Origin of the sequence: Gemella sp. 27098_8_155 (assembly GCF_041433725.1) — a bacterium.
Lineage (GTDB): Bacteria > Bacillota > Bacilli > Staphylococcales > Gemellaceae > Gemella > Gemella haemolysans_D.
The window spans coordinates 99,889-124,858 of sequence record NZ_JAPWCA010000001.1; the positions used below are offsets into that span (position 1 = coordinate 99,889).

20 protein-coding genes are annotated in these 24,970 nt (G+C 28.3%); all 20 read left to right on the forward strand.

Annotated elements, in window-relative coordinates; genetic code table 11:
* The first annotated feature begins 20 nt into the window (after positions 1–20).
* The 20 genes from O5Y44_RS00475 to recJ all read left to right on the forward strand — a co-directional run bounded on the left by O5Y44_RS00475 (position 21) and on the right by recJ (position 24,958).
* The gene (locus O5Y44_RS00475; RefSeq protein WP_371465130.1) at positions 21–1,181 is read left to right on the forward strand and encodes a CCA tRNA nucleotidyltransferase; all 1,161 of its coding nucleotides are present in this window, start codon (positions 21–23) and stop codon (positions 1,179–1,181) included.
* A gap of 28 nt (positions 1,182–1,209) precedes the next feature.
* The gene (locus tag O5Y44_RS00480; RefSeq protein WP_371465131.1) at positions 1,210–3,060 is read left to right on the forward strand and encodes an exonuclease domain-containing protein; all 1,851 of its coding nucleotides are present in this window, start codon (positions 1,210–1,212) and stop codon (positions 3,058–3,060) included.
* A gap of 129 nt (positions 3,061–3,189) precedes the next feature.
* Positions 3,190–4,476 carry an asparagine--tRNA ligase gene (gene asnS, locus O5Y44_RS00485; RefSeq protein WP_271965376.1) on the forward strand — a complete coding sequence of 429 codons (1,287 nt, stop codon included), beginning with the start codon at positions 3,190–3,192 and terminating at the stop codon, positions 4,474–4,476.
* A gap of 9 nt (positions 4,477–4,485) precedes the next feature.
* Entirely contained in the window at positions 4,486–5,007 is a 522-nt protein-coding gene (locus tag O5Y44_RS00490) for a DnaD domain protein (protein WP_371465132.1), read from the forward strand.
* Positions 4,988–5,632 (forward strand): endonuclease III, encoded by a 645-nt coding sequence (gene nth / locus O5Y44_RS00495; protein WP_316447672.1) that lies wholly within the window; start codon positions 4,988–4,990, stop codon positions 5,630–5,632. Before O5Y44_RS00490 ends, nth begins: the two co-directional genes overlap by 20 nt.
* A 13-nt stretch (positions 5,633–5,645) precedes the next feature.
* A complete protein-coding gene (lspA, locus tag O5Y44_RS00500; protein ID WP_271987348.1) occupies positions 5,646–6,101 on the forward strand; it encodes a signal peptidase II in 456 nt (151 codons plus the stop codon).
* 442 nt (positions 6,102–6,543) lie between these two features.
* Positions 6,544–6,972 (forward strand): PBECR4 domain-containing protein, encoded by a 429-nt coding sequence (locus tag O5Y44_RS00505; RefSeq protein WP_371465134.1) that lies wholly within the window; start codon positions 6,544–6,546, stop codon positions 6,970–6,972.
* Between the two features lie 180 nt (positions 6,973–7,152).
* On the forward strand, positions 7,153–7,656 hold the full coding sequence (locus O5Y44_RS00510; RefSeq protein ID WP_371465136.1) for a methylated-DNA--[protein]-cysteine S-methyltransferase: 504 nt from the start codon (positions 7,153–7,155) through the stop codon (positions 7,654–7,656).
* 88 nt (positions 7,657–7,744) lie between these two features.
* Positions 7,745–8,707, forward strand: coding sequence for a methionyl-tRNA formyltransferase (gene fmt / locus O5Y44_RS00515; RefSeq protein ID WP_271965371.1), 963 nt, complete (start codon positions 7,745–7,747; stop codon positions 8,705–8,707).
* Positions 8,700–10,025: a 16S rRNA (cytosine(967)-C(5))-methyltransferase RsmB gene (gene rsmB, locus O5Y44_RS00520; RefSeq protein WP_271965370.1), complete on the forward strand. Its 1,326-nt coding sequence runs from the start codon at positions 8,700–8,702 to the stop codon at positions 10,023–10,025. Before fmt ends, rsmB begins: the two co-directional genes overlap by 8 nt.
* Positions 10,019–11,152, forward strand: coding sequence for a dual-specificity RNA methyltransferase RlmN (gene rlmN / locus O5Y44_RS00525; protein WP_271987343.1), 1,134 nt, complete (start codon positions 10,019–10,021; stop codon positions 11,150–11,152). Before rsmB ends, rlmN begins: the two co-directional genes overlap by 7 nt.
* Entirely contained in the window at positions 11,130–11,876 is a 747-nt protein-coding gene (locus tag O5Y44_RS00530; RefSeq protein WP_371465137.1) for a protein phosphatase 2C domain-containing protein, read from the forward strand. The genes rlmN and O5Y44_RS00530 overlap by 23 nt, the downstream gene beginning before the upstream one ends.
* A complete protein-coding gene (gene pknB / locus O5Y44_RS00535) occupies positions 11,866–13,788 on the forward strand; it encodes a Stk1 family PASTA domain-containing Ser/Thr kinase (protein WP_371465138.1) in 1,923 nt (640 codons plus the stop codon). The genes O5Y44_RS00530 and pknB overlap by 11 nt, the downstream gene beginning before the upstream one ends.
* A gap of 229 nt (positions 13,789–14,017) precedes the next feature.
* A complete protein-coding gene (gene uvrC, locus O5Y44_RS00540) occupies positions 14,018–15,766 on the forward strand; it encodes an excinuclease ABC subunit UvrC (RefSeq protein ID WP_371465139.1) in 1,749 nt (582 codons plus the stop codon).
* Between the two features lie 131 nt (positions 15,767–15,897).
* Positions 15,898–16,812: a fumarylacetoacetate hydrolase family protein gene (locus O5Y44_RS00545; RefSeq protein ID WP_371465140.1), complete on the forward strand. Its 915-nt coding sequence runs from the start codon at positions 15,898–15,900 to the stop codon at positions 16,810–16,812.
* Between the two features lie 16 nt (positions 16,813–16,828).
* On the forward strand, positions 16,829–17,968 hold the full coding sequence (gene recA, locus O5Y44_RS00550; RefSeq protein WP_048802663.1) for a recombinase RecA: 1,140 nt from the start codon (positions 16,829–16,831) through the stop codon (positions 17,966–17,968).
* A gap of 235 nt (positions 17,969–18,203) precedes the next feature.
* Positions 18,204–20,387, forward strand: coding sequence for an ATP-dependent helicase (locus O5Y44_RS00555; protein WP_371465142.1), 2,184 nt, complete (start codon positions 18,204–18,206; stop codon positions 20,385–20,387).
* 6 nt (positions 20,388–20,393) lie between these two features.
* On the forward strand, positions 20,394–22,385 hold the full coding sequence (gene ligA, locus O5Y44_RS00560) for an NAD-dependent DNA ligase LigA (protein WP_371465144.1): 1,992 nt from the start codon (positions 20,394–20,396) through the stop codon (positions 22,383–22,385).
* Positions 22,385–22,663, forward strand: a complete 279-nt coding sequence (locus O5Y44_RS00565; protein ID WP_003146067.1) for a LapA family protein — start codon at positions 22,385–22,387, stop codon at positions 22,661–22,663. The genes ligA and O5Y44_RS00565 overlap by 1 nt, the downstream gene beginning before the upstream one ends.
* 33 nt (positions 22,664–22,696) lie before the next feature.
* The gene (gene recJ, locus O5Y44_RS00570) at positions 22,697–24,958 is read left to right on the forward strand and encodes a single-stranded-DNA-specific exonuclease RecJ (RefSeq protein ID WP_371465146.1); all 2,262 of its coding nucleotides are present in this window, start codon (positions 22,697–22,699) and stop codon (positions 24,956–24,958) included.
* Positions 24,959–24,970 lie beyond the last annotated feature (12 nt).

Genomic DNA, 24,970 nt, shown 5'->3' on the forward strand with positions numbered 1-24,970 from the left:
TACTATTTTGAAAGGATAATATGGAAATAAATAACTTTAAAAAGAAATTTAACAGTGCAATAAATATACTGGTAAAATTCAATGAGGCAGGTTATGAAGCATATTTTGTGGGTGGTTGTGTTAGAGATTACTTACTTAATGATGATTTTTCTGATATAGATATTACTACTAATGCTTTACCTGATGAAGTTAAACAAATCTTTAAAAAAAGTATAGATACAGGAATACAACACGGAACGGTTACAATATTGATAAATGGTGACAGTTTTGAAGTAACAACTTTTAGAACTGAAGATGATTATATTGATCATCGTACTCCAGAAAAGGTGGAGTTTGTTAGTGATTTAAAGGAAGATTTAGATAGACGAGATTTCACAATAAATGCTATGGCTCTTGATAGTAAGGGGAAATTGTATGATTATCACTGTGGAGAGAAAGACTTAAGAAATAAAATAATAAAAACTGTTAATAATCCTAATGAAAGGTTCTTCGAAGATGCCTTAAGAATGTTAAGAGCATTCCGTTTCTCCTCAAAACTTGGCTTTGAAATTGAAGAAAATACCTTAAAGGCCATAAAAAATAATGCGGAGCTTATAAAATATGTTTCAATTGAGCGTATAGTAAATGAATTTAGAAAACTATTGACTGGAAAAGGTAATAAACGTAGTTTGGAATTATTATTAGATAGTAAATTGAATAATTATATTCCTTTTCTAGATAAAATTTCTAAAATAATTGATTTTTCAAATTACACTTTTTGTCAAAGTTTATACATCCTATCTAATATTAATGATATTTCTTTTGAAAAGTTAAAAGAACTAAAACTATCTAATAAAGAAATTAAACAGGTTAAAATATATGAAAAAATTAACAAGGACTTTATTAGTAATGTTCCTTTAGAAATAATTTTATATAACTATGATATCGAAGATATTGCTTTTATAGCTAGTTATTCTAAGTATTGTGATAAAGAAGATATAGAAAAGATTAAACTACCAATTGAATCTTTTAATGATATAGCTATAACTTCAATGGAAATCATTAGTATAATAGATAAGCCTGCAGGACCGTGGATAAAAGAAATCATTAAGAAACTAGAAGAAGATATTATATTATATAAAATAGATAATACAAGAAAAGACATACTAGATTTTTTAATGAAAATAAGAGATAATAAATAGATGTAATGAAAGAGAGGTGAGGGAATATATGAATAAATTATTTTGTGTAGTGGATATTGAATTAACTGAGGAAAAAGAAATAATTCAGTTTTCTGCAACAAAACTTAATCAAAACTTTAAAGAGTTAGAGTCTATTAATTATTATATAAAACCTAAAAAACAAGTCTCACCTTTTGTTACTGAGTTAACTGGTATTAATAATGATATGTTAAGCGAAAAATTATATTTTGAAGATGTTGCCAAAGAATTATATGACTTCATAAAAGAAGATATACTTGTTTGCCACGGCTTACCATCTGATTATGTAATTTTAAAGAAAAGGTTTCATGATGTAGGAATAAGATATCATGCTAAAATGTCTTTAGATACGGTTGAACTAGCTAGATTATTTATGCCAACTCAGGAAAGTTATAGATTATCTGATTTATCTAATTCTCTTGCTCTATACTCTGGTGATGGATATCATAATGCCGCTATTGATGTACAAGTAACAGTAGAATTACTAAAAGAAATTTCTAAGAGAATAGCAAATATAAATTCAAACAATTTTAAAAAGATTGAAGTACTTTTAGAAAAAATAGATTACAATACTCTTAAATTTGCTAGATATTGCAAAGGAATAATTAGAGGAAAGAAAATAAAAAAAGAAGACTTCATTAATTTTGATGGTGTAGATTTTAAAAAAGTATCATATGAAGTTAATGATAAAAATTTTAAAGATAAATTTATATTGTTTTCATCTATTAATGAAAAGAAATATATAGACAACTTTAAAATTAGGAACTATGTTATTTTAAAAGAAAAGAGTAATTATGTTCCATTAAATATATTTAAACTATTCCCCAAAAAAGAAGATTTAAATTTAGATAAATTATTAATAAAACTATATGTATGGATATTAGAAACAAATTCTGGGGACTTTTGTGAGTTGAATTTACTTTATCTTGAGAAATTGTATATTGATAATATAAGAAATGGTATTTTAATAAGCTCTAAATCTTATTATTTCGATGAAAAGAATAGGGTTTCCGATAGTTGTAAAAATATTGTTACAAATTATAATTCAATCGAGTATTTATTGGAAAATAACAACTTAAAAAATCATACTTTTATTTTTGAAAACAAAAAGATTTTAGGACGTGAACTTGATTCAAAAAATACAAAGGATTATTTCTATAAAAATGTTATTATTGAGTTAAATGTTGCTGTATCGAAAAATCTTAAAGACAAAAACATTAAAATGTTAAGAAATAATATAGATGGTCTTGTAAAATTCTTACATGAAATGTATATATCAGAAAGTTTATTCTTATATAATGACAGTTTGAGTTTTATTCTTCAAGATGTAGAGGCTATATTAAATGATATAAAATCTTATAAAGATATATTACCAGTTTCTTACAAATTTATGAAAAAATTAAAAGATGTACTTACAAATTCTAAAAATGCATATAAATTCGTTGTACTTAATCAAGAAAATAGTTTGAAATTAACAGTTGTTGACGATAAGAAAGTGAAGGGATTAATTAATATAATTCATTCAAGAAACCATAAATATTTAAATCTAAAAGCTAAAGCACATTATATTTATAGTAATGGTGATGAGGAATTATTGAATTCAAAAGCTACAGGTTCAATATTATATGTATTTGAAAGTAATAAATATAAGGATTTATATTTTAATAAAAGAGAAAAAAGAAGTTATATAAAATATTACAATTTCTCAATAAAGGATAATTTTAACGAATTATATAATGAAGTTATAAAAAATAATAAAATATCATACAGATGTTACGCGACGAAGGATATTCTGGAGTATCGTTACTATCTTAAAGATATATTTGAAAGTATTATAGTTTTTCGAGATTTAGAACATTAGATGAGAAAAATAAAAACACATAATTAAAAAAATAGTAAATTTATGTTATAATATAAATAGTTTTTATATATAATATATTACAATTTAAAATTGAACAAAACATTAATTAAAATTAGGAGGGACTGTAAGTTGAACATTAACAATTTAAAAGAACAACTAGGTCAAAAAGTAACTCTTGGTGCATGGATTGCTAACAAGAGAAGCAGTGGTAAAATTGCATTTTTCCAATTAAGATATGGAGCTGGATTTATTCAAGCTATCGCTTTAAAAGAATCTTTAGGTGAAGAAAGATATCAACAATTACGTCACTTACCACAAGAAACTTCATTAAAAGTAACAGGGTTAATTAAAGAAAATGAAAGAGAACTTTCTGGAATTGAGTTAGAGATTGAAGATTTTGAAGTAATTTCTGAAGCAGTTGATTATCCTATCACTCCAAAAGAACATGGAGTAGAATTTTTAGCGGATAACCGTCACATTTGGATTCGTTCTAAAAAACAACACGCTATTTTAACAATTAGAAATCAAATCATTAAATCAACTTATGATTTCTTTGAAAAAGAAGGTTTCTTAAAAACTGATCCACCAATTTTAACTTCATCAGCTCCAGAAGGAACAACAGAATTATTCAACACTAAATACTTTGACGAAGAAGCTTACCTTTCTCAGTCAGGTCAATTATACTTAGAAGCTACTGCAATGGCATTTGGTAAAGTATTCTCATTTGGTCCTACATTTAGAGCTGAAAAATCTAAAACTCGTCGTCACTTAATCGAGTTCTGGATGATTGAAGCTGAAATGGCATTCTGTAATCATGATGAAAGTTTAGCTCTACAAGAAGCTTTTGTTAATCACTTATTAACTGATGTATTAGAAAAATGTCAAGAACAGCTTAAAGTTTTAGGTCGTGATATTGAAGCATTAGAAAATGCTAGAGGAGAATTCCCTCGTATTAAATATAAAGATGCAATCAAGTTATTAAAAGAAAATGGATTTGACGATATTGAATACGGAGATGATTTTGGATCACCACATGAAACATTTATAGCTAATAGCTATAATAAACCTGTGTTTATTACTCACTGGCCATTAGATATTAAACCATTCTATATGATTGAAGATCCAAACGAACCTGGCGTTGTATTATGTGCTGATTTAATTGCTCCTGAAGGATACGGAGAAATTATTGGTGGTTCTCAACGTATAGACGACTATGATAAACTATTAGAAAATATTAAGAAACACGATTTAAATCTTGATGCTTATGGTTGGTATTTAGATTTACGTAAATATGGTTCTGTTGAACATGCAGGATTTGGTTTAGGATTGGAAAGAACAGTTGCTTGGATTACAGGTAACGGACACGTTCGTGAAACTGTTCCATTCCCACGTTTATTAAACAGACTAACACCATAGGAGTTTAATATGATCAATATCAATATAAAAGGTCTTTTAGTTGATGCTGATTTCTTAATGAATTATACTTCTCATAACTTATCTGGAGAGGAAGCAATGTTTCTTCTTCAGATAAGTTATTTGACAAATCAAGGGAAGATACCTTTTTCAATAGAAGTTTTCAAGGGAAAATTAAGTTTTTCTGAAGATCAGATTTTTTCTCTCTTAGATATTTTGATTAAGAAAGAATTAATAGCGCTTTTACCGGATAGTAGGATAGACTTTATAGTGTTAAATAATAAAGATGATTACTATACATTACGTGAACTTTTAAGATTAGTTGAGAAAGTCACAGGGAAAATATTAACTTCAAAAGAGATGGATATAGTGTCTTCATGGTTTGAAAGAAAATATACAAAAACAGAAATAGATGAGGCATTAACTATCTCAAAAAATATTAGTTATGTTAACGGTATTTTAAACAATAAAGTTAGTAAAGAAATAAAAAAAGAAAGTGGAACTAATTTAGGTTATGACTGGTTTAACAAATAGACAAAAAAAGATTAAAGCAAAAAAAGTAATGGATTATTTGGATAAAGTATTTCCTAATGTTGAATGTGAATTAGATTTTTCTAACAATTTAGAATTGATTATTGCTGTTCTGTTGTCTGCCCAATGTAAAGATGAGTATGTTAATAGAGCTACAGTAGGATTATTCGAAAATTATAAAACTATTGATGACTATGCTGATGCTAAAGTAGAAGACATTGAAAAATATATTCGTACATTAGGTCTTTATAAAGCTAAGTCAAAAAATATTGTTGGAATGGCTAATATGCTTAGAGACGTTTATGACTATAAAATTCCACAAACTAGAGAGGAATTAGAAACTTTACCCGGTGTAGGTAGAAAGACAGCGAATGTTGTTCTTTCTGTTGGTTTTAATATACCTGCTATAGCAGTTGATACTCATGTAGAAAGGGTTGCAAAAATGTTTGGTCTTGCGGATATAAATGATAGTCCGCTTCAAGTCGAAAAAAATCTGATGAGTGTTTTTCCTATGGAAAGTTGGGGTAAAATACATCATCAATTAATTCATTTAGGTCGTTATAAACTCCCTGCAAGAGGTGAGCGTTCTATTGACCCTGAATTAGAAAAATTATTAGTATTAAAATAAGAGGAGAAGGACTATGCTAATTATATTTATACTGGCATGTTTTCTAATATTGCTAGATCAACTTAGTAAAAATTTTATAGTTAATCATTTTACATTAGGAGAAAGTAAGGAAGTTATTGCTAATTTCTTTAGTATTTCATCCCATAGAAATAGAGGAGCCGCATGGGGAATTTTACAAGATAGCCGTATATTTTTTATAGTTATTACGATAATTTTTATTGCTATTTTAACATATTATTTAGTTAAACAAAGAAATATATTATCAAGTTTTGATAAAGCTATTTTTTCTCTAATTTATGGAGGAGCAATTGGAAATTTTATTGATAGAATAACTAGGCATGAAGTTGTCGATTTCCTAGATTTTAGAATTTTTGGCTATGATTTTCCTATATTCAACTTAGCGGATTGCTTTATTTGTGTAGGAGTTGTATTCTTATTATTTAAAATTTATAAGGAAGAAGATAAATAATAATAAACTGAGAGATGATTTTTTTAATCATACTCTCTTTTTTAACACTACAAGTAAACAGGTAGAAATGGGATAGTGAATAAAACATGATACAGCAGGAAAAGTTGACAAATTACGAAGGATATATTAAAATTGATATTGAGATTAAAAGGAATGGAAAATTTCTCCTTCTCGTCTCGTTATTAACCTTATTATAGGTTAAACTAGTCGACGACATAGTAGGAACACGCTATGTTCCCTGGCAGAGGGTTTATGTCTGTTCACCGATCCCTACTCGAGATGTCTTCGAGTACGTGTTCAATAAAAGATGTTCAATAGGGCATTTTTTTTTATTTTTAAAGATAATGAAAGGATTGTAAGTTGAAACTTTTAGAAATTTTAAGAGATTACGAAGAAAATTTTTGTAATAAAATGTGTTGTATAGGGACTTCATATTAAAGAAGTGAATTTTATCCATGTTTATTTTTCTAAAACAGACTTACATCATTTGTTAGGTTTGCATAAAGTTATATCAGGCAGTACAACTAATTCCATTAAATCTATTGAAAGTGGATATTTAACATTAAATCATATAAGGAAACACAAAAATTTTGGAATTATCCGTCCTAGAATAAATAGTTATCCATTTATTCATGAAATTTTTTTAAAAAAAGATGTAGAATTATGTATTGTGGAAAAAGATATTGACCCTAATACAATGTATTTAGATTTAATTATCTATAAAAATAAAGGACATGAGGTAATTGTTCTAGGTCTAAAGAAAAATAATAAGAATTCTATTTATTATCTTGCAACATTACATAAAACCTATGAAAATAAATATCAAAATGCTCGTAAAACAAAAATTAGAAATATTATATGGTTAGACTAAGCTTGTTCTTAGTCTTTTTATAATATAAAAAGTTATATATTAAAATATATGTTGTTTTGATATGTGGAAGGTAAGTAATTAATAGAAATATCATATAAGCGAATAAATTTAAAAAGATAATCAATAGTTAGGTAAAAGTAAATGTTTTTACTAATTTATAAAAAATTAAAGGAGTTTTAAATGTATTATTGCACATATAAGAGTAAGATAGGTCTTCTATATTTAATTTCTGATGGTCTACATCTATGTGGTTGTTATTTAGAAGGTCAAAAATATTTTCCTGATGATATTAATAAATATTCATTTGATGAAGAATTAGAAGTGTTTAATTTGGCAAAGTTGTGGTTAGATAGCTATTTTAAAAATGAAAAACCCAGTTTAGAAAATGTACCTATAAAAATGATAGGAACTGATTTTAGAAAAAATATCTGGTCGTTACTTAAAGATATTCCATATGGTGATGTAGTTACTTATAAGTATCTTTCTAAGAAAGTTGCTGAATTACAGGGGATTAATGGTATGTCATCTCAAGCTGTAGGTGGAGCAGTTGGGCATAATCCATTTTTGATATTTATTCCTTGTCATAGAGTTATAGGTACTGATGGATCTTTAACAGGTTATGCTGCAGGATTAGAAAATAAGAGGTTCTTATTAAATTTTGAATCTGATAATAATAATTATTAACTAGAGCGCTAAAAACCGATGAATAATAGAAGAATATAAGAAAATATGATATAATTAATAAGATTAAATTCTTTATTAGGAGAAATAAATGAACAATAAAAAAATAGTATTTATGGGGACTCCAAAATTTGCTGTTCCTGTTTTAGAAATGTTAATTGAAAATTATGGGATAGATTTAGTAATTACCCAACCAGATAAAAAAGTTGGTAGAAAAAAGGTGTTAACACCACCGCCAGTAAAAGTTGTCGCATTAGAGAATAATATTAAGGTATTACAACCTGAAAAAATATCAACAGATGAAGAGACATATAATACATTAAAAGATTTAAACCCTGATATAATTATTACAGCTGCATATGGACAGCTTGTACCAGACAAAATCTTAGAAATCCCAGAACATAAATGTATAAACGTTCACGGGTCATTATTACCTAAATTACGTGGTGGTGCACCTATTCAATATTCGATATTAGAAGATCATAAGAAAACAGGTATTACTATTATGTATATGGTTAAAAAATTAGATGCAGGAGATATGATTTCAAAAGTAGAAGTTGATATTTTAGATAGTGATAACTATGAAACATTACATGATAAACTTTCAGTAGCTGGTCGTGATTTACTAAATGAAACTTTACCGAAAATTTTTAGTGGTGACATTGCACCTGAAAAACAAGATGACGAGCAAGCTACATTTGCAAGAAATATCTTAAGAGAAGATGAGAAGATAGATTGGAATACATCAGCGAGAGAAGTGTTTAATAAAGTTCGCGCATTGGATCCTACGCCAGGTGCATTTACTTACTTAGATGGTAATGTGTTAAAAATCTGGTCTAGTGAAGTTGTTGAGTTAGAAGAACAATCTAGTTATAGTAAAGTAGGAACTATAATTAAGCAAGATAAGAAAAATATCTATGTTTTATGTGGAAATGGTACAGTTCTAAAAGTACATGAACTTCAAGTATCTGGTAAAAAGCGTATGCCTGTAGTTAATTTCTTATCTAATAAGAAAGATTATGTAGGGACAATTTTAGGTGAAGAAAATGAGTAGCATTAATGCTAGACATATTGCTTATGAAGTACTTTATACAATTATTCAAGAAGATGGTTATAGCAACATTACGTTAAATAAGTACTTTAATCAGCATAAGGTTCAAGAACAAGATAAAAGATTTATTAGTGAAGTAGTGTACGGCACTATAAAGAATAAAATATATCTTGAACATATTCTTAAAAGCTATTCAAAAGGTAGGGTTAAGCCAAAGGTTAAAGTTATCCTATTAATGAGCATTTATCAATTACTGTATATGGATAAAACTCCAAATTTCGCAATTATTGATGAAGCTGTTAAACTAAGTAAGAAAGTTGCAGGTAATATCACAGGAAAATTCGTAAATGGTATTCTTAGAAATATTGAACGACATGCTAGTAATTTAGATCTTAAGTATAAAAATAAAGCCGAGCAATTCTGTATAGAAAATAGTTGTCCTAACGAATTATACAATATACTTAAAGAACAATACGGAGTAGAAAAAGCTCAAAAAATTGTTTTATCTTTTAATGAGAAGAGTAAAAATAGTATTAGATATAATCCTTTAAAAATCACTAAGAAAGAGCTAATAGAAAAATTAGGTGATGCGGTTAGCGAGAGTGAAATCTGTGAAGATAGTCTTATTTTAAATAAATTAAACTTAGATAGTAACTTATTTACTAAAGGATATTATATTATACAAGATGAGGCAAGTGCGTTAGTGGCATCATCAATTGGTTTGTCACTAGATAAAGAATATAAAATACTAGATACTTGTGCTGCTCCTGGTGGAAAAAGTCTACATATAGCTAGTAAATATTTTAATTCTACTTTAATTTCATGTGATAAATATATACATAAGCTTAAGTTAATCGAAGATAACAAAGAAAAACTTGATATAACAAATATTCAAGTTAAAGAACAAGATGCAACAGTAAATAATGATTCATTTATTGAAAATTTTGATATAGTTGTATGTGATGTTCCATGTTCAGGGATAGGGGTTATTAAAAACAAACCCGAGATAAAATATAAAATTACTAATGCGTATATTGAAGATATTGCGAAACTTCAATATCAAATTTTAGAAAATAGCAAAAATTATGTTAAACAAGGTGGAACACTTATGTATTCTACTTGTACAATAGATAAGAGAGAAAATATAAAAAATATCGAGAAGTTTTTAAAAGAGAACAAAGATTTTAGTTTAGAGAATATAACTTTAAACAATAGTATAGTTAAATCGAGAGAAAATGGTGTATTAGAAATATTACCAGATGAGTATAGTTGCGATGGTTTTTTTATCGCAAAACTTAAAAAAATGGAGGCAAAATGTTAATTTCAGATTTTAAAGGTTATAAAAAGTCTAGATGGTTAAAAGATTTCGATAAAATGTCAATATATTCTATAAGATTAGATCAATTAGAAGAGTATATTGTTAGTATTGGTGAAAAGAAATTTAGAGCTAAGCAGATTTATGATTGGTTATATAAAAAGAGGGTTACAGACTTTTCAGAAATGAAAAATGTACCTAAATCATTACAAGAAAAACTTGCTGAAGAGTTCGAAATTACAACTTTAAAAACAATAATTAAACAAGAATCAGCTGATGGTACTATGAAGTTCTTATTTGAGCTACAAGATAAATATACAATTGAGAGTGTACTTATGAAAAATAAATACGGAAATTCTCTTTGTGTAACAACACAAGTAGGATGTCGTATCGGCTGTACTTTCTGTGCTTCAACACTTGGTGGTTTAAAACGTAATTTAGAAGCGGGTGAGATAGTTTCTCAAGTGTTAAAAGTTCAACAAGAATTAGATAAAAAAGGTGAACGTATCTCTAGTATCGTAATTATGGGTATTGGTGAACCATTTGAAAACTACGATGAGATGATGGATTTCATCAGAATAGTAAATAGTGATGAAAGTTTTAATATTGGAGCTAGACACATTACTGTTTCAACTTCTGGAATAGTTCCAAAAATATATGATTTTGCGAATGAAAAAGTTCAAATTAACTTCGCGGTTTCTTTACATGCACCTACTAATGAATTAAGAAGTAAAATCATGCCAGTAAACAGAGCTTATAATATTGATAAGCTTATGGAAGCTTTAAAATATTATCAAGAAACTACTAATCGTCGTATTACTTTTGAATATGGTCTAATGGGTAAAGTAAACGACCAAAAAGAACATGCAGAGAAATTATCGGAGATTATTAAAGGTCTAAACTGTCATGTTAACTTAATTCCTATTAACTATGTTCCAGAACGTAACTACGTTAGAACAAGTAAAAGCGATATATTTGCATTTGAAAAAGTGCTTAAGAAAAATAAAGTTAATGTGACAATTAGAAGAACACAAGGTGATGATATAGATGCAGCTTGTGGACAACTTCGTGCTAAAGAACGTAAGGAAGAGGTAAAAGGAGGAATTCCAGATGCCACTAGTATATTCGTATAATAGTAATAAGGGAAGAAAAGAAAAAAATGAAGATGCAGTTAGTGTTACAAAGAATAAACAAGGAGAAGTCCTTGCAGTTGTTTGTGATGGAGTAGGGAGCCATAGTAATGCAGCATATTCAAGTAATTATATCGTGTCGACTTTAGAAAAAGAATGGCAAGATTTAACGTTTGCCAATTTTAATAATATGAAAAATTGGCTTTGTGATAAAATAGAAAAATTGAACTTAGAATTATTTAATAAATCACAAGAAAAGAATAAAAAAATGGGAACTACTATTGTCACAGTAGCTACATTTGACAATCAAGTTGTTGTTTATAATATTGGTGATAGTAGCGCGTATGGTTTGACTAAAGATAATGAGATGAATGTTGTTACTGTAGAAGATTCATTTGTTGGAGCCTTAATAAGTGCCGGAGCTATAACACAAGAAGAAGCAAAAACTCATCCAGAACGCCATGTACTAACTCAAGCATTAGCTACAAGAGATAATATTAATTTACACACGTTTATTGATGATTTAAGCAACTATGATTATTTTTTACTATGTTCTGACGGTTTAACAAACATGATAGAAAACGAAGAAATTCAAGATATAGTTAGAAATAATGAATTATCAATATCTGTAGAAAAACTAATAGAATTGTGTGTAAATCGCGGAGGAATAGATAATATATCTGTAGCTATAATAAAAAATCTAGGGGGTGTAAACCATGATAAATAAAATTATATGTAATAGATATAAAATTTTAGATCATCTAGGTACAGGTGGAATGGCCACTGTTTGGTTAGGTTATGATACGATTTTAGATAGACAAGTAGCTATTAAAACATTTAAAATTGATGCTAATGATGAAGATGCTGTAAAAAGATTTAATAGAGAAGCTAAAGCAGTAACTAGTCTTTCTCATCCTAATATAGTATCTATTTATGACGTGGAGAACGAAGGAGAATTTTACTATCTAATACTTGAGTATGTAGAAGGAATGACTTTAAAAGACTACATGATAAAAAATCCACGTATTCCTATCGAAACAATTGTTCATATAGCGAAGCAAGTTGCAGCGGGACTAAGTCATGCCCATCAGAATGGTATTATTCATAGAGATATTAAACCTCAGAATATTTTAATGAATGAGAATTTAACATGTAAGATTACAGATTTTGGTATTGCTAGAGCATATGGAGATACTACATTGACTCAAACAAATCAAATGTTAGGGACTGTATATTATTTATCTCCAGAACAAGCTCGCGGGAATGTTGCTACAGCTCAAAGTGATATATATTCTCTTGGTATTCTTATTTTTGAAATGATAACAGGTCAAATACCTTTCAAAGGTGAATCAGCAGTTGCTATCGCTTTAAAACATTTGCAAGAAGAGCTTCCTGATATCGATAAATATAGAGATAATGTACCTCAAAGTGTAAAAAATATAGTACTTCATGCTACAATGAAAAACCCTAATGAACGATATATAAGTTCGAAGGAGTTATTTGAAGATTTAAGTACTGTATTAAATCCAGAACGATTACATGAAAATAAATACACAGGATTCAAAATACCAACAGAACCAGCTCAAAATAATAACTATAATCAAACTCAATATATTGATAGAAATCCTATTGATAATCCTCATGGTTATTCAGATTATAATAATTATAATGAAGAAGATGATTATTACGATTATGAAGAGAATCAACGACAAAATAACAATAACAATAGGGGATATCAGAATAAGCAGTATAAAAATAGTTATAATAGTGTAAGTAAGAAAAATGATAAGGAGCAAACTTCTAAGGCTAAACATATATTCTTAGCAATACTAGCAATTGTAGCAATTATTGTTGGAGCATTTTTCACATATAACTATTTAATAGGTGCTAATAGTGTCTCTGCACCTGATGTTCGTAATAAGACTTTAGAGGAAGCAAAAGTTACTATTGTTAAAGCTGGCTTAGAAGTTGGAGATATTACTGAAGTTGCTAGTGATGATGTAAAAGAAAAAACAGTTATTGATAGTGATCCTAAGGCTGGTAAAAAAGTCAGAAAAGGATCAAAAGTTGATTTACGTGTTTCATCTGGTAAGAAAACTGTTGATATGCCTAACTTTGTTGGTATGAATGAAGATAATGTAAAAAGAAACGCATCGAAACTAGGATTTAAGAATATTACTGTTGAAAAAGTTGAAAGCGACAGATTTGATACAGGTAAAGTAGTTTCTCAAAATATCCCAGCGGGTACAGAAATAGTTCCGAAAGAGAAAGAACTAATTATTCAAGTTTCAAGTGGTAAGAAAAAAGTTTCTATGCCTAATTTAGTCGGTGAAGATAGTAGTAGAGCTGAAAGTGTAATTGCTTCTTATGGATTTAAAAATGTTTCTTATAAAGAAGAATACTCAGATAAAGAAGCTGGTACAGTAATTTCTCAAAGTATAAGAAGTGGATCTAGTATAATTCCTAGTGAGGAATCACTTGAAATTATAATTTCAAAAGGAAAAGAGAAAAAAACTTCAAGAGAAGATTCTGATACTGATGCTAGAACAAATAATGATAATAACTCTAATAATTCATCTTCAAGAAATACAAACTCTTCAACTAATATAAATAATAATGACAGAAGAGATAATAGCTAGATAATGATAATGAAAGGTGCTGACTCGAAAGTACTAGATTTTAAAAATAGTTTACATGAGAACTCATAGACGCAGTGGTTTATTGATATCTAAATTCGCTTTGGGTAAGCTTTTTAGATATCTAATAAACTGTGCGGGGGTGACTCGACAAAATCGATTTCTATGAAATCACGATTTTTGAGTCACTCCCTTTTTTAAAAAGTTAATATACAATTAAATGGTGATAATAATGAATTTAACATTACAAAAAAAATTAGAATTACTTCCAGATAATCCTGGTTGTTATCTATATAAAGATAACATTGGAGAAATAATTTATGTAGGTAAGGCTAAAAATTTAAAGAATAGAGTAAAAAGTTACTTTACTGGGACTCACAATAAAAAAACACAAACTTTAGTTTCAAAAATTGAAGATCTTGAATACATTATAGTAAACTCAGAGAAGGAAGCATTATTACTTGAGAACAACTTAATAAAAAAATATAGACCGTACTTTAATATTCGATTAAAAGATGATAAGAGTTACCCTTATTTGATGATTACTAAGGAAGAACATCCTCGGTTATTAATGACAAGAAAATATAAAAAGAGTAATAAAAATATTTATTTTGGGCCGTATGTTGATATCAAATCTGCGATGGAAGTAAAAAAGATTCTTGATAAAATATACCCACTTAGAAAGTGTAATCCTGTAGAAAAACGTCCATGTATGTATTATCAAATAGGTGAATGTATAGGGCCATGCGCTAAAAAGATTACACCTGATGAATATAAAACTCAGATTAATAAAATAAAATCATTTCTGACAGGTAATACTAAAGAAATTTTAGAAGACTTGAATAATAAAATGCAAGACCATGTTAAAAATCTTGAATTTGAAGCTGCAGGTCAGATTCATAGTTATATAAAATCTATTGAGGTTTCAGTACAGAATCAAGTTGTTGCAGATAGCAATAATATAGATCGCGACTACATAGGGTATAGTTTTAATAATGATTATATCTGTATTCAAATATTTTTATCTAGATTAGGTAATATTATTGAACGTAAAGTTGAATATTTTAATCTATACGATAGTCCAGATCAGATTTTATATTCTTATTTAATTCAATACTATGCCATGAATAAATTACCTAAAGAAATCTATATTGATGAAGTTGATGATAATTTATTATCAACTGTAGTTGATTGTAAGATTATAATTCCAAAAAGAGGAAATCATAGGAAGATATTAGATACAGTAAAAGAAAATGCTAGATATTATTTAGATAATAATTTAGCAATTGAAGAATTAAAAGAACGTAAATTACAAGTAACATTAAATAACATAGCTGAGAAACTAGGTATTAAATCAATAGATAGTATTGATGCATTTGATAACTCGAATATTATGGGGGTAGATGCCGTATCGGTAAAAGTAAATTTTACAAATGGTAAAAAAAATACATATAACTATAGAAAATTTAAAATCGATGAATCTATGGGAATAAATGATGTTCAGACGATGAAAGAAGTTTTGTATAGAAACTATAAAGATAAGAAAACTAATACAGAATTATTAATTGTCGATGGTGGAAAAAACCATCTTAATGCTGCGATAGAGATTGTTCATGAAACGCTTGGATTAACACAAATTAAAATTATTGGTTTAGCAAAAAATGATAAACATATAACAGAGTATATTATTACTGATGACTACGAAATAATTGAATTTCCAAAAACTTCAGCAGAATATCTGTTTTTAAAACAAATACAAGACGAAGTGCATAGGTTTGCTATTACTTATCATAGAGCAATTAAAACTAAAAATATGTATAACTCTAGTTTGGACAATATTCAAGGTATTGGAAAAGTGAGAAAAAATCTCTTACTTAAAACATTTTCTTCAATTGAAGAAATTAAAGAAGCATCTGAAGAAAGACTGTTAAAATTAGGTATTCCAAAAGATGTAATAAACAATTTGAAAAAAAATTTATAAATTATTAAGTTATCCTTATTTTATATAAATGAATATACGGATAACTTAATTTTTTTGAATTATTCTATAGTAATATTACTAAAAGTATGGTATAATAACTTAAAGAAATTATAACAGTCGAGGAGGCAACTATGAAATTTTTATCATTCAGTTATAACGATAATGAATTATATGGAGTAAAAGTAAAACGTGAAGAAAGTGCATGGAATCTAATTAAAGTACTAGAAGATTTTGATAATACTGATAAAATACCTGCGACTTTAAGGGAAGCAATTGAAATATATGGAGTTTCTTTCATTGAAAAAATTAGAAAAGTACTAAAATTAGTTGAAGAAAGTGGTAAAGCTGAAAGTTATAAAGTACCCTTTGATAAAATAATTTGGCGTTCACCTATTACAAGAACACCAAAAAATATTCTTTGTGTTGGACACAATTATGAGGCTCATGTTAATGAACTTGGCGATGAGCTTGCTAAAACTCCTAAGGATGTTCTTATCTTTACGAAAGCAACAACAGCTCTAGCTGGAAATAATGAAGTAGTTCCATCTCATAAAAATATTACAGATAGCTTAGACTTCGGAGGAGAACTTGCTGTAGTAATATCTAAACCAGGTAAAAACATACTAAGACCATTAGTTTTAGATTATATTTTTGGTTACACAATCATGAATGACATTACAGCTACAGACTTACAATACAAACATGGACAATTTTTCCTAGGGAAATCATTAGAAAAATCTGCAGTTGTAGGTCCTTATCTAGTAACTAAAGATGAAGTTAGTTCACCTGAATCAATGAGTATCGTAACAAAAATTAATGGAGAAATTAAACAAAATGCTATGACATCAGAAATGTTATTTAGAGTTGATGATGTATTGGCGGAAATTAGTAAAATTGTTCCACTTGAAGCTGGTGACATCATTGCTACTGGTACACCTGCAGGAGTAGGTGCAGCGCAAAACCCACCAAGATTCTTACAAACAGGTGATGAAATTAAAATCACTGTTGAAGGTATTGGAACTTTAACTACAGTAATTGGAGAATAAGCAGAAAGGAAAAACAATGGCAAAAAAATCAAAAGATAAACAAGTCACTCATATAGAAAAAGACGATTTAAAAGCACGTCAAGCCGCTATTAATGAAGCCATAAAAGTAATTGAAAAAGAATATGGTAAAGGTGCTATTATGGATATTTCATCTGAAAATCCGATTAAAGTTGAAGCTGTATCATCAGGTTCATTAGCGATTGACTCAGCTTTAGGAATTGGAGGGTATCCAAAAGGTCGTATTGTTGAAGTTTATGGTCCAGAATCATCAGGGAAAACTACAATAGCTTTACATGCAATTGCAGAAGTTCAAAAAACAGGTGGTATTGCTGCATTTATAGATGCTGAAAATGCACTTGATATCGAATATGCAAAAGCTCTAGGTGTTGATTTTACACCAGGTAAATTTTTCCTATCTCAGCCTGATAGCGGAGAACAAGCGCTTGATATTGCTGAAAAATTAATTTTATCAGGAGCTATTGATATTATCGTTATCGACTCAGTTGCAGCATTAGTACCAAAAGCTGAAATCGATGGAGTTATGGGGGCTAACCATATTGGTTTACAAGCTCGTCTTATGTCACAAGCTTTACGTAAATTAACTGGTCAAATTAATAAAGCAAATACTATTGCGTTATTTATTAACCAACTTCGTGAAAAAGTAGGTGTAATGTTTGGTAGCCCAGAAGTAACAACTGGTGGACGTGCACTGAAATTCTATTCTACAGTTCGTATTGACGTACGTAAAGGTGAAGCAATTAAGGGTGCTGATAGTGAAATTTTAGGTAACAGAACAAAAATTAAAATTGTTAAAAATAAAGTAGCTCCACCATTTAAAATTGCAGAAGTAGATATTATGTTTGGTGAAGGAATTTCTAAAATTGGAGAAACTCTTGATTTTGCAGTTGATTTAGATATTATTAATAAATCTGGATCATGGTTCTCTTATAATGGAGAGCGTTTAGGACAAGGTCGTGAAAATGTGAAAAAAGTTTTCGAGGAAAATGAAGAACTTTACAATGAAATTTATGGTCTTGTTAGGGAAGAAATGATGAATAAAACTGGGAAAAAAACTGACTCAGTTGTAGAAAATGATGAAGATGATGACATCGATGAACTTGACTTAGGGATTGAAACATTAGGTGAGGTAGAATAATATATATGAATAAAAAATTATTTAAAATTGTATTATGGTTAATGATTTTTATTATATTAGCTAGTGGATTTATCTCTGCTATAGCAATATTCTTATAATCTATATACAAACTAAATAAAAATAGAGGGACTGACTCAATAAAATCGATTTTACAAAAATCAAGATTTTTGAGTCACTCCCTTTTATTTTGAAAGTATGATAAAATATAACTAGAGAAAAAATAGGAGAAATAACTGTGAATTTTGTACAAAATATGAATGACAATCAGCTAAAAGCTATTTTAAAAACTGATGGTGCAGTAATGGTTATAGCTGGTGCTGGTAGTGGGAAAACACGTGTATTAACTAATAGAATTGCATACTTAATCGCTGAGAAAAATGTATTAGAAAGTAATATACTAGCAATAACATTCACTAATAAAGCAGCTAAAGAAATGAAAGAAAGAATTTATGCATTAGTAGGAGAAACTTCTAAATACATTTGGATAAATACTTTCCACTCAATGTGTGTAAGAATTCTACGTCAACACATAGAACTATTAGGATACAATAAAAACTTTACAATTTTGGATACTAGTGAACAAAAAAGTATTATAAAAACAATTGTTAAAAATCTTAATCTTTCAGAAGACTCATATCAACCAGCTAATATACTAAAAATAATTTCAAATGCGAAAAATAGTATGACTACTGTAAAGGCTATGAGAGAACAATCACGTTTTGGATATATGAAAAACGTAGCTGAAATATATGCTCATTACCAAAGATATCTAAAGAAAAATAGTGTACTTGATTTTGATGACCTTATGTTAAAAACTATTATACTATTTAAGAAATTCCCTGAAGTACTAGCTATTTATCAAAATAAATTTGAATATATTCATGTCGATGAGTATCAAGATACTAACGTAATTCAATATAGATTAATTAAAATGTTATCAGAAATCCATAAAAACGTATGTGTTGTTGGGGATGATGATCAAAGTATCTATAGTTGGCGTGGTGCATGTAGTGATAATATTATTAACTTTGAAAAAGATTATAAAGATGTTGAGCTAATTTTCTTAGATCAAAACTATCGTTCTAATTCGACTATTTTAGATGCTGCGAATGCGGTAATTAAAAATAATACTGATAGAAAAGAAAAGGCTCTATGGTCTGAAAACAAAGGTGGAGGTAAAATATCAGTATACGCTGCTTCAAATGATAAAGATGAAACAGATGATATTGCAAAAAAAATTCAAGAATTGAAAAAAGAAGGTATATCGTATAAGGATATTGCTATTTTATATCGTGCAAACTATCTTTCTCGTCAAATGGAGAATTCTTGTTTATCTTTTGGTATACCATATAAACTTATTGGATCTCTAAAATTCTTACAACGTCAAGAGGTGCGTGATTTACTAGCTTATCTTAATGTTATAGTTAATAGAGATGATGAATTTAGTCTAAGAAGAATTATAAATGTTCCTAAACGTGGTATTGGAGCAAGTTCAATGGAAAAAATTGACAACTATGCAACACAATATGGTATATCGTTATTTGATGCTTTGAAAAATATAGAGGCAGTAGGGGTATCTAAGAAAATTACAACTAATGTCCACTTATTAACAAATCTAATAGAAAAATATTCGGAAACTGATAAATACTCAATTGATGAGTTGATTATTGGTATTTATAAAGATTCTGGATATGAAAATATGCTAAAAGAATCAAATGATGCTTATGCTGAAAGTAGAATAGAGAATATTTCTGAATTAGTGTCTTCAGCTAAACAATTCTCAAGTATGAATGATAGTCTTATTGACTTTATTTCTGAAATGTCACTTACATCTGACGCTGATGATGAAAATGAAGAAGATTCTGTTGTGTTATCTACTGTTCATGCCGCAAAAGGATTAGAATATAAAGTAGTCTTTATTATGGGACTTGAAGAAAATCTATTCCCTTCAATTCGTGATGCGGAAAGTAGTGCTGATGAGAAGAATAAGATGGAAGAAGAGAGACGTTTAGCATATGTTGCAATTACACGTGCTAAAGAAAAACTATTTATGTCATATGCTAATAGACGTATGCAATTTGGTTCTATTAAGATGAATAAACGTTCTAGATTTTTAGATGAAGTACCTAATAAGCTTATGCACTTTGAATCATCTTTTGGAACTTCATTTGAGTCTACTAGCTCAAATGTTGAAGAAGCAAATAAATTTATTAGTAGACTTAGTCCAAAAATTAAAATATCAGATAAACCTAAGAATGCTGTAAGTACTAATTATGGAATTGGTGATGCTGTTATTCATAAGAAATTTGGAGAAGGTAAAGTATTAGATATTACAAGCGATAGTGTTAAAGTTGAATTTAGTGAAGTTGGTGTGAAAACATTACTAATCGAATATGCCAACTTAACTAGAAAGGATTAATTTTTTATGAAACAAGTTCAAGAAGAAATTTCGAAATTAGTTTCTTTATTAAATAAATATTCTTATGATTATTATGTTGAAGATAATCCACAAATATCAGATACAGAATATGATACATTATATAAACAATTAGAAAAACTAGAAGAAAATCATCCTGAGTATATATTAGAGAACTCACCTACTCAACGAGTAGGTGATAGGGTATTAGATGAATTTGAAAAAATAACACATAAGGTTCCAATGTTAAGTTTATCTAATACATTCTCAACTGAAGATTTAAGGGATTTTGATTCAAGAATTTCAAAATTAGTACCAGATCACAGTGTTGAATATATATGTGAATTAAAAATTGATGGTTTAGCAATTTCAATTAAGTATGAGAATGGAAGATTGGTAAGTGCTGCTACACGTGGAGATGGTAGCGTTGGTGAAGATGTTACTGAAAATATTAAAACCATCTTCTCAATTCCAAAAGTACTAAAAGATAATAGAACATTTGAAGTGAGAGGTGAAGTTTACTTACCAAGAAAATCATTTGAACTATTAAATTCTGAACGTGAGAGTAATAATGAAGTATTATTTGCTAATCCAAGAAATGCAGCGGCGGGTTCATTAAGACAACTCGATTCAAAAATTACTGCGAAAAGAAGATTATCAGCTTTTATTTATTCAATAGTTGGAGATGACAGCATTATATCTCAGGAAAATGCTCTAAATACAGCTAAAGAGTATAATCTTCCAGTTAATCCTAACTTCAAATTATGCAAAAATATCGATGAGGTTATAGATTATATAAATTATTGGACAGAGCACAAGAAAAATCTACCATATGACATTGATGGTATAGTTATAAAAGTCAATTCATACTCAACACAAGAAGAAGTAGGCTACACTCAAAAAAGTCCAAGATGGGCTACCGCATACAAATTTCCTGAAGAGGAATTAGCCACTAAATTGCTTGATGTAGAACTAAGTGTTGGTAGAACCGGTATTATCACTCCAGTTGCTATTCTTGATCCTATAGTAATTTCTGGATCTACAGTGTCTAAAGCTTCTTTACATAATAAAGATATTATTGAGGAACTTGATATTCACATAGGTGATATGGTCGTTGTAAAAAAAGCAGGTGAGATAATTCCAAAAGTAGTACGTGTAGTTAGAGAACTAAGAACTGAGGGTTCAACAAAATATACAATGCCTAATACATGTCCATCTTGCGGACAACAAACTTACACAAAAGAAAATGATCCATTTACGAGATGTAAAAATCCAGATTGTCCCGATCAAAATATTAGAAGAATAATACACTTTGCCTCAAGAGATGCTTTAAATATAGAAGGTTTAGGCGATAAAGTTGTTACTACACTTTATGAGAAAGGTATTATTGCTCATACTATTGATCTATTTTCATTAGAAAGAGAAAAACTAATATCATTAGATAGAATGGGAGAGAAGTCAGTAGATAATCTTTTAAGTGCAATTGAGAATTCTAAACAAAGCAGTTTAGACAAGGTCATATTTGCACTAGGTATTCTTAATGTAGGAAAAAAAGCAGGGAAAATATTGGCAGAAAAGTATTTAAATCTTTCTAATTTAATGAATGCTACACTAGATGAACTTGTAAATCTAGATGATGTTGGTCAAATTACTGCTGAATCTATTTTAGATTATTTATCTGATGAAAATAACATAAAATTTATAAATGATTTAATTAAAGTTGGAATGAATCCTCAGTATGAAGTTCAAGAAGTTAATACTGATAATATTTTTGCTGGAAAAACTGTAGTTTTAACTGGTAAATTAGTAGAATTAACTAGAAATGAAGCTAAAGAATATCTAGAAAAATATGGAGCAAAAGTTACAGGAAGTGTGACTTCAAAAACTGATTTAGTAATTGCGGGAGAAAAAGCAGGCTCAAAACTAGCTAAAGCTGAGCAATTAGGAATTAGAGTAATAAACGAAGAAGAATTTGCTAATATGGTTAGAGAGGTGGAATAATGGATAATAAGTTACCTTATAAAGTATTTGGGATAGTCATAGCCTTTGTATCAATAATTACTTTCTTTATAATGAATTATAATTCTGTACCTGTATCATTTATCTTCTTTACGGTTAAATTGCCATTAACGATTCTATTCTTTGTATGTTTCTTTATAGGAATGATACTTGCGAGTCTATATTGGCGTCAAAAATATAAAACTTTATCAAAAAAATACGAAAGAACAGAAAAATTATTATTTACTAAAGAACAGTTGGAAGAAGATAAAAAAGAATAAACAAATAAAAATCAAAAGAAGTGAGGTGAAAAAATGGGAATCAAATACAATTGGATATATCCAACATACGACGAAAATTTTATAAAGGAGATAGAATCGTATAATATATCAAAAAACGTTGCGAAAATATTAAATGCCAGGTCTATTACAGATATGTCTTCAGTGAAAAAATATTTTTCAGATGAATACGAAGAAGGTTATGATCCATTTTTAATGTATGATATGCAAAAAGCTGTTGATAGAATTAATGAAGCTATTGAGAATGAAGAAAAAATATTGGTATATGGTGACTATGATGCCGATGGTATTACATCTACAGTACTATTAGTCGAAACACTAATTTCTTTAGGAGCAAATGTCTCATCATACATACCAAATAGATTTGATGAAGGTTATGGACCTAATAAAGAAGCCTTTACAAAAATTATTGAATCTGGAATTACTTTAATTATTACAGTAGATAATGGTATTGCAGGTGTCGAGGAAGTAGATCTTGCTAATGAATTAGGTTGTGATGTCATTATTACAGATCACCATAAAATACAAGATACCATTCCAAATGCATATGCTATCATACATCCCGAACATCCAGAAGGAGAATATCCTTTTAAAAAACTAGCAGGAGTTGGGGTTGCATTTAAACTAGCTCATGCTTTACTTGAAATTTTCCCTGATTTTCTTTTAGACTTAGTTGCAATAGGAACTATAGCTGATATGGTTTCAATTACTGATGAAAATAGGATTTTTGTTAAACAGGGATTGGAATTAATCAATGAAGATCCACGTATAGGATTAAAAATGTTACTTGAATTATCAAATATTGATACTAAAGTAGATGAACAAACAATTGGCTTTTATATAGGTCCAAAATTAAATTCCATTGGTAGAATGGATAGTGCTAAATTAGGACTTTCATTCCTAATGGCTGAAGATGCTGAGACAGCAAGAGTATTGGCTGAACAAATTGAAAAATATAATATTGAACGTAAACAAGTTACGGAAGATATTGTTAAAGATGTTATTAGTCAAATAGAGAGGTCTAATAAAAAAGATAATAATGTTCTTATGATATCTGGAAATTATCATGAAGGCGTTCTGGGAATAGTTGCATCTAATATTGTAGAAAAATATCAAAGACCTGTGTTTATTATGAATAATAAAGATGGAGTTTTGAAAGGATCGGCCAGAAGTATTTTTGATTTTAATATCTACACAGCTATGAATAAAATATCGGATTTATTTTTAGCATTTGGTGGACACACCCTTGCTGCTGGTTTCTCATTTGATGAAAATAATCTAGATCAAATACAAGATTTTCTTAATAGTGAATATGAAGAATATAAGAAGAATAATGAATTAAAATCAACTAAAAAAATTGATATTGTTACTAGTTTAGAAGAAATAAGTTATCAATTCCTTAATTCACTAGAAATATTAAAACCATTTGGAATGGACTTTGAAAAACCAACAGTACTATTAGAAAATGCAATGGTATTAAATAAATCTTATTTCGGATCAGACAAACAGTATCTAAGACTTACAATAGCTGATGAAGTAGGTAATCTAGAATGTATCACTTTTAAAGATAGTGGTGCATTTGAAAAAGTTGAGAAGAATGATATCATTGATCTATTATGTACAATTGATAAAAATAACTTTAATGGTCGTACAAAATTACAAGCTCATATAATAGATATAGATATTAAAGAATTCTTATTTGAAGACTTAAGATTTATTAATTATGACATTTCAAAAATTGATAATAAAGCAATAAAGATTTCTAAAAAAATTGATGACAGGGATAACAATTTCTATTTATATAAAGATATTGAACAGCTAGAAGAAAATATTGAAGATATCTACTTATTAGACATTCCTACTAGTAAGGAATATATCGAAAAATTAATTAAGTTAAATCCTAAGAAAATATATTTAATTTGTGAAGAAAAGCAAATATTATCTGATGTTTATTTAATTGACAAAGATAGATTGATTAAACTTTTTAATATAATTTTATCTACGACTAATAAACAAATTAATATTGCACAGCAATTAGATAAATTGTTAACAACATTAAAAACAAATGTGGATAGTTTGAAAATCATGATTCAAATTTTTAAAGAATTAAATCTTATAACTTTTGAGAATAATACCATTAAATTGAATGAAAACTATAAAAAAGTTGATTTAAAACAATCAGCAAGTTTTGTTAGAATGGAAAGTATATTCGAAGTTGAGAAGATTTTACTAAAAGAGAATATAACGAATATTAACAAAGCTTTTGATAAAAATTAATGTAATAAAAGG

What these genes read in the sequence shown, in the direction of transcription:
- O5Y44_RS00475 (WP_371465130.1), top strand. Translation starts at nt 21, where the DNA reads ATGGAAATAAATAACTTTAAAAAGAAATTTAACAGTGCAATAAATATA.
- O5Y44_RS00480 (WP_371465131.1), top strand. Translation starts at nt 1,210, where the DNA reads ATGAATAAATTATTTTGTGTAGTGGATATTGAATTAACTGAGGAAAAA.
- O5Y44_RS00490 (WP_371465132.1), top strand. Translation starts at nt 4,486, where the DNA reads ATGATCAATATCAATATAAAAGGTCTTTTAGTTGATGCTGATTTCTTA.
- nth (WP_316447672.1), top strand. Translation starts at nt 4,988, where the DNA reads ATGACTGGTTTAACAAATAGACAAAAAAAGATTAAAGCAAAAAAAGTA.
- lspA (WP_271987348.1), top strand. Translation starts at nt 5,646, where the DNA reads ATGCTAATTATATTTATACTGGCATGTTTTCTAATATTGCTAGATCAA.
- O5Y44_RS00510 (WP_371465136.1), top strand. Translation starts at nt 7,153, where the DNA reads ATGTATTATTGCACATATAAGAGTAAGATAGGTCTTCTATATTTAATT.
- fmt (WP_271965371.1), top strand. Translation starts at nt 7,745, where the DNA reads ATGAACAATAAAAAAATAGTATTTATGGGGACTCCAAAATTTGCTGTT.
- rsmB (WP_271965370.1), top strand. Translation starts at nt 8,700, where the DNA reads ATGAGTAGCATTAATGCTAGACATATTGCTTATGAAGTACTTTATACA.
- rlmN (WP_271987343.1), top strand. Translation starts at nt 10,019, where the DNA reads ATGTTAATTTCAGATTTTAAAGGTTATAAAAAGTCTAGATGGTTAAAA.
- O5Y44_RS00530 (WP_371465137.1), top strand. Translation starts at nt 11,130, where the DNA reads ATGCCACTAGTATATTCGTATAATAGTAATAAGGGAAGAAAAGAAAAA.
- pknB (WP_371465138.1), top strand. Translation starts at nt 11,866, where the DNA reads ATGATAAATAAAATTATATGTAATAGATATAAAATTTTAGATCATCTA.
- uvrC (WP_371465139.1), top strand. Translation starts at nt 14,018, where the DNA reads ATGAATTTAACATTACAAAAAAAATTAGAATTACTTCCAGATAATCCT.
- O5Y44_RS00545 (WP_371465140.1), top strand. Translation starts at nt 15,898, where the DNA reads ATGAAATTTTTATCATTCAGTTATAACGATAATGAATTATATGGAGTA.
- recA (WP_048802663.1), top strand. Translation starts at nt 16,829, where the DNA reads ATGGCAAAAAAATCAAAAGATAAACAAGTCACTCATATAGAAAAAGAC.
- ligA (WP_371465144.1), top strand. Translation starts at nt 20,394, where the DNA reads ATGAAACAAGTTCAAGAAGAAATTTCGAAATTAGTTTCTTTATTAAAT.
- O5Y44_RS00565 (WP_003146067.1), top strand. Translation starts at nt 22,385, where the DNA reads ATGGATAATAAGTTACCTTATAAAGTATTTGGGATAGTCATAGCCTTT.
- recJ (WP_371465146.1), top strand. Translation starts at nt 22,697, where the DNA reads ATGGGAATCAAATACAATTGGATATATCCAACATACGACGAAAATTTT.